Source organism: Chrysiogenia bacterium (genome assembly GCA_020434085.1).
Lineage (GTDB): Bacteria > JAGRBM01 > JAGRBM01 > JAGRBM01 > JAGRBM01 > JAGRBM01.
The window spans coordinates 1-5255 of record JAGRBM010000322.1 but is presented as its reverse complement, the minus strand read 5'-3'; the positions used below and the strand labels follow the sequence as shown (position 1 = coordinate 5255).

At 64.9% G+C, this 5255-nt stretch carries 9 protein-coding genes; all 9 read right to left on the bottom strand.

Annotated elements, in window-relative coordinates:
- Positions 1-148: 148 nt before the first annotated feature.
- Complete coding sequence (locus KDH09_11240) at positions 149-988, bottom strand: hypothetical protein (protein ID MCB0220261.1); 840 nt, start codon at positions 986-988, stop codon at positions 149-151.
- Positions 981-1268 (bottom strand): hypothetical protein, encoded by a 288-nt coding sequence (locus tag KDH09_11235; GenBank protein ID MCB0220260.1) that lies wholly within the window; start codon positions 1266-1268, stop codon positions 981-983. The genes KDH09_11240 and KDH09_11235 overlap by 8 nt, the downstream gene beginning before the upstream one ends.
- 59 nt (positions 1269-1327) lie before the next feature.
- The gene (locus KDH09_11230; protein ID MCB0220259.1) at positions 1328-1606 is read right to left on the bottom strand and encodes a hypothetical protein; all 279 of its coding nucleotides are present in this window, start codon (positions 1604-1606) and stop codon (positions 1328-1330) included.
- A gap of 10 nt (positions 1607-1616) precedes the next feature.
- Positions 1617-2141: a hypothetical protein gene (locus KDH09_11225; protein ID MCB0220258.1), complete on the bottom strand. Its 525-nt coding sequence runs from the start codon at positions 2139-2141 to the stop codon at positions 1617-1619.
- A 171-nt stretch (positions 2142-2312) separates the two neighbouring features.
- Positions 2313-2741, bottom strand: coding sequence for a hypothetical protein (locus tag KDH09_11220; GenBank protein MCB0220257.1), 429 nt, complete (start codon positions 2739-2741; stop codon positions 2313-2315).
- A gap of 77 nt (positions 2742-2818) precedes the next feature.
- Positions 2819-3274, bottom strand: coding sequence for a hypothetical protein (locus KDH09_11215; protein MCB0220256.1), 456 nt, complete (start codon positions 3272-3274; stop codon positions 2819-2821).
- A gap of 84 nt (positions 3275-3358) precedes the next feature.
- The gene (locus tag KDH09_11210; protein MCB0220255.1) at positions 3359-4336 is read right to left on the bottom strand and encodes a hypothetical protein; all 978 of its coding nucleotides are present in this window, start codon (positions 4334-4336) and stop codon (positions 3359-3361) included.
- A gap of 18 nt (positions 4337-4354) precedes the next feature.
- Complete coding sequence (locus KDH09_11205; protein MCB0220254.1) at positions 4355-4954, bottom strand: hypothetical protein; 600 nt, start codon at positions 4952-4954, stop codon at positions 4355-4357.
- A gap of 64 nt (positions 4955-5018) precedes the next feature.
- Positions 5019-5255: hypothetical protein (locus tag KDH09_11200; protein MCB0220253.1), on the bottom strand; the 237-nt coding region annotated here is incomplete at its 5' end.

Genomic DNA, 5255 nt, shown 5'->3' with positions numbered 1-5255 from the left:
CATGCGGCAGGTAGCGACCGCCGGGAACGCTCGCGCTGTAATCATCACCATCCCAGGAAAAAGGGATCGCGTTGCTTGCGCTCAGCGTCAGCGGGGGAACAAAGCGTGCTTTGAGCAGGGGACGTACAGACATGGTTCCTCACTTCACTCAGGCTGCGGAAACGCGGCCCGTATCGCTGCGCAGGACGAGGCGATCATCATCGACCGCGTTGCGGATGCTCTCGACGATGATGTCGCCGACATTTTCGGTCAGCGTGCCGTGGTTGGTGATGTTGATTTCCAGAGAGCCGCGCGGCCGGGTATCTTCGGCGTCGATCTGTCCCTCTGCGCCGATGCGTCCGTTGGAGCCGCTCGGTGCGGCGCCGCCTGCGATGGCCCCGCCGGCGACGGCCGCGCCGGTGCCGATGGCGGCAAAGAGCGCAGCAGCCTGGAAGTGACCCGCCGATTCGGCAGGATTGAGAAAGAGCGTTGCGAAGCCCGACGCCAGCTCGAAGAGCGAACGCGTCAGGGCCAACGCGCCGATTTCCTGAAGCTGCACGCCGACGGCCTTGCGCACCGCTTCGCCGATGGTACTCATGGAGAGCTTGCCGGTCTTTCCCAGGTCGGCGAAGGCGTCGGCGAGCCCCTCGGCCGTGCCCGTAAGGGAGCGACCGAGCACCTGGCTGGCGCCCACGCCGAAGAAGTCGACAGCGGTCCTGGCCTCAAGCGCCTCTTTTCGCAGCTCCTTGAAGCGCTTGTGAATGCGCCCGAGCGTGACGTCCACGCCCTCGAGTGCGCCCGATTCGTTTCGCACGGCGTCGGCAAAACCAAAGAACGCGGTGTCGATGGGGCTCTTGCTCTCGTCGATCTCCCCGCGCCTGTTACGCACAGGAACGAGGACCTGGTCAAAGCGAGCAGCGAGCTCCCGCGAAAAGTCACGGAAAACACCGGCGATGGCATCGGCCTCGCCGGAAAGCTTGTCACCGAGTTCCCGTTCGAAATCAGCCATGGGTTGGTTCCTTCTCAAAATGGGCCAGCAAATCGGGCTGCGCGCGGGAAAGGTGCGCGCGCACCAGCGCCGCCAGGGACGAGCCGGACCCGCCCTCCCCGCGTGCGCCGCGCTCCAATGTGCGCCGCCGCTCGGCGTAGTGATTGCGCCCGTGTTCGCCGCGGTGGATGGTCGCTTGCACGCTCATCGCGTTATCGAGCTCGCAGAGCATTTCCTCCGCCTGCAGCCGCCGCGCCAGGCGCGCGTAGGCGCCCAGCAGCGAGGCCGGCATGGCGAGCATCTGCCCATGCGACCACCCAAAGGCACGCGCAAGGAGGGCCAGGGGGTAGAGCCCTTGCTCTACCCCCGGTCCCCGTTTCCCGAGAGATCACGAAGAAAGCGGGCCAGCACGCGGGGGATGAGGAGGAAGCGAAGGTCCGCGTCGGTGATGTCCGGAACGATTTCCCGGATCGTGCCAAGCAGCCGCCGGCTCCGTTCTTCGAGATCGCTCTCGCCCTCGCCCGCAAGAGAGGCGATGCGGGCCAGTTGCAGCACCGAGGGTTCCTCGATGCAGTAGCTGCGCTCTTTGAGGGTGATGGTGATCGCGGTATCGATTGCCGCATAGTCGAAACTGGGCATCGTGTTTCCTTTAGGCCGCGACGACGCTCGGATCGCCGATGGTCATCAGCAGGCCGCTGCTCTGGTCGGGGAAGACGCGAAAGGTGACGCTGAAGACCGCCTGGTCATTGCCGTAGGGCAGCTCGAAGGGCAGCGGGAAGGCTTTGGCCAGCCGCACGTCGAAGGTCTCATCCGTGTCGGGAAGCGCATTGGGGTGGATCACCAGCGCCTCACTCAGGTCGTAGAGCGAGCTTCCCACGTCGGCGAAAACCTCGATCTTCGAGTCACCGCCGGCGCCCACCGTCTGCTGCGAGAGTGGTAGGAGTTTGGCCCATACCGCCTGGTCCCACTTGACGAAGTTGAGCGTCACCTCGGCGCGCACGCCGCGGGTGAGCGCATCGACCGGGTGCTCGCCCCGTGCGTCGTGCACCAGGTCGACGGCCGACACCTCGTGCGAGATGCTCCCGCCGTCGCTTGTGAATCCCAGGTCCACGCCGCCAAAGGTGACCTTGCACCCTTCGGCGGCGTAGACGTCCTTGCTCGTCTGACTGGACATGTGTTTCTCCTTGAAAAAGAAAACGCGGGGTGAAACCCGCGTTGAGTCTGCTGTGGATATTCCAAGCGCTGTCACCCTGAGCGAAGCGAAGGATCGCGTTGTCGAAGGCCAACGCCGATTCGAAACCGATTCTTCGCTTCGCTCAGAATGACAACTCCGGGGGATGCGAGCTCAGCTCTGCACGTAGAGCACGTCGAGCTCGGCGTGGAGCATCCACTCCTCACGCCTCTTGCGATCGATCTGGGCCGAGAGAAAGCGCACGTGCTGGATGGCTGATGCCGGCGGGATGCGCGCCTCATCGGGCATGCCGACCAGCAGGGCTTCGGCGTCTTCCATCGCCTGGGACGAGGTGGCCTCGGCTTTACCGGCGGCGTCGTAGACGATGCGCAGCTCGAAGGTTGCCGCGCGCAGTGCCTTGTAGGTGCCGCCACTGCGACTCTTCGCGGGGGCCTCAAGCAGCCGAACGAAGAGCACGTCGAATGCATCGCCCGCCACGCCCAGGGGTTCGTCCCCCAGGGCAGCGTCCTGACCGGCGTCGCGAAGACGCGGGATGATCGCGCGGGTCATGGCCCGCAGGTCGGTAATGATGGGATGAGACATGCTTCCTCCTATCAGAAACGCAGGGGCGGGGTTGGCCCGCCCTCTCTTCAAAGGCATTGGGCGAGTAGACCTCGCCCCTACAAATGGATGGGCGGCTTCGCGCTTTGCTCACGCTGCTCGTTTTCCTCGACAACGCCCGAGCCGTCCACGTCGTAGGTCGTGAAGCCACCGGGTGGTTCGATCCCCGCGTAGCGATCGAGCAGCGCGCCGTAGAGGTTTTCGAACTTCTCGGCCAGCACGCTCCAGCGCTCGGGTTCGCTTCGTGAGCACACGCGGTAGATCACTTCGAGGGCTTTGGCCTCGTGCAGGTCGTTGAGTTCTTCGTTGCTGCCGTCGTAGTTTTCGGCGGCGCTGCTTCCCGAATCGAATCCGACGAAAAACTCCCACTCGAATCCGCGAAGACGCAGGTCGCGCCTGAGATCGGCCAGGGCCGTCTCGATCTGTTCGAGCCAGGAACTCTGGACCGAGGGCCAGCGCTCGCCGAGGTTGGGGTCACGCTTCAAAAGCAGCGCGGTGCTTACTTGCTGCGCCATCGGGCGCCTCCTTCCTCACAAAAGGGAGGGAACCGGGGCGGCCCGCCGCGGCGGGCCGCCCCGGGAGGGGGTGTGAAGGGCTGGTTATTCGCCGACGGCAAAGTCGGAGTTGGTGGTAAGCCGCACCGCCTTGACCGACCGGGCCTCCTGAACCTTGAGGGCCCAGTTGGTGTCGGTGGCCAGGTCGGTGTTGGCCGGGTTGGTCGTAGCCACGTTCCAGCCCACGCCCAGCAGGTGCGGGACGTAGTGAACGTCGGCGCTGATGACGTCTTCCTTGACCAGAATGTCGCGGTCGACCTCGACGAGCAGATCACGCTGGTAGGCAACCATCAGCGCGCCGCGCCCGAGGAAGTAGGTGTCGTAGACGTGATTGTCGCCCGCGGTGTCGAGCAGCACCTTGTCGGAGACGAACACCGGACGGCCGAACAGGTAGGGCTGCTGCCCCATGCGCAGGTTGAGCGAGGTGGCGTCCTCGCCCTGATCGGCGTAGGTGATGAGCCCGGCCTTGTGCGCATCGAAGAACACGTGCGAGTGCATGACCACCGCGGCGAGGTCTTCGAACTGGTCGCCCAGACGAATGAGTGCGTCACGCACGATGTCGCCGGTGATGTTGACTTTCGTACCGGTGGCCGCGGCCTGATCGGAGGTGTTGCCCACGGGCGTGGCGCCCACGAGCACGTTGATGAGCGTGTCGTGCACCTCGCGCGCGGCCTTTTCGGCGATCTGCGCGGCGATCTCGGCCATGGGATCGGCCAGGCTCACGAGTGAGGCGGTGTCCTCGACGCCGTAGGCGGCGCCGCGACGCACGACGACGCCGAGCTCTTCGACGGCGTCGATCTTCTGGACCGAGAAACCGCTGCCTTCGACCTTGCGTTCGAAGTCGCCGATGCGATTCCAGCGGGGAATCTTCACCATGGTGCCGCCGCGCTGGATGCCGGCGATGTCGCTGCTGAGCTGCACCGCGCCGGCCTCGGCCAGGCGGATCTTGTCGGGGAAACGGGCCGAGACCTGCTGGGTGAGGATCTCGGGATCGATGATGTCGGAAATCTGCGTACTGGGCATTTTTGAGTACTCCTTGTCTTATCTGGAAATGAGTTGTCGAACCCTGGAAACCGGATGACCGCCGAACCGTTGGACCAGGCGGCGCCACTCGTCGGGGTGAGCGCGCTTGAACTGGCGTGCCGCGCTGGAGTCGTTCATCAGCCGCAGCCAGGTCTCGGCATCGCTCGCCTGGGGGGCACCGCCGCTTCGGGAACTGTCGAGGGACTTGGGAAGTGCCATCCCTTTCGCATCACTCATGCGCGCGGCCAGCTCCGACCACTGCCCGATGGCCGAGAGGTCCTCACTCTCGGGATCGGGCGCGCTCTCGCGCACGGGCTCGGGAAGGCGCGAGACGAGCGCCTTGAAGATACGCCCGGCCGCCTCGCGCGAGCGCGCGTTGCTGGCGCGAAGTTTTTCGAGTTCGCCGGAGAGCTGCTGCTGCGATTTCTGCGCCTGCTGGCTGCCGCGGAGCTGCTCGTAGAGCTCCTCGTCGGGCGCCTGGGGATCGAGCCCGGCGGCTTGCTTGATCTTGCCGAAGACTTTGCCGAACAGGCGGTTGAACTCCTCATTGCTGAGGTCTTCGAGCTGGATGCCCTTCGGGCTTTCGCCGGGCTGCGACTCTTTGTGGGATTCTTTCAAGACGTACGACTCCCTTGGGGCGATGCGGGCGCCGCCCCTGCTTCATTGCGTTGGTTGCTGAGGGTTAACGAAGCTGCGTGTTCAGCTCGGCATTGGCGCGCAGGGTCTCGAGAACTTGCGCCTCGCTCCATCCGGCCGCGTCGGGGTTTCGCTCGCGATAAATGTCCACGATGCTCTTCAAACCGAGCTCGAGCTCGCGCTCCTGCAGTTCGAGCCGGTCGGCGGGGTCGAGGCTCGGGGCCTCTTCGGGGTAGTCGACCTGAAGCGCGAGTTTCGATGCATCGAGCAGTGCGAGATCACT

Excerpts from the sequence above, each read along its gene's own strand:
- KDH09_11240 (MCB0220261.1), bottom strand. The coding sequence starts at position 988 with ATGGCTGATTTCGAACGGGAACTCGGTGACAAGCTTTCCGGCGAGGCC.
- KDH09_11235 (MCB0220260.1), bottom strand. The coding sequence starts at position 1,268 with ATGCTCGCCATGCCGGCCTCGCTGCTGGGCGCCTACGCGCGCCTGGCG.
- KDH09_11230 (MCB0220259.1), bottom strand. The coding sequence starts at position 1,606 with ATGCCCAGTTTCGACTATGCGGCAATCGATACCGCGATCACCATCACC.
- KDH09_11225 (MCB0220258.1), bottom strand. The coding sequence starts at position 2,141 with ATGTCCAGTCAGACGAGCAAGGACGTCTACGCCGCCGAAGGGTGCAAG.
- KDH09_11220 (MCB0220257.1), bottom strand. The coding sequence starts at position 2,741 with ATGTCTCATCCCATCATTACCGACCTGCGGGCCATGACCCGCGCGATC.
- KDH09_11215 (MCB0220256.1), bottom strand. The coding sequence starts at position 3,274 with ATGGCGCAGCAAGTAAGCACCGCGCTGCTTTTGAAGCGTGACCCCAAC.
- KDH09_11210 (MCB0220255.1), bottom strand. The coding sequence starts at position 4,336 with ATGCCCAGTACGCAGATTTCCGACATCATCGATCCCGAGATCCTCACC.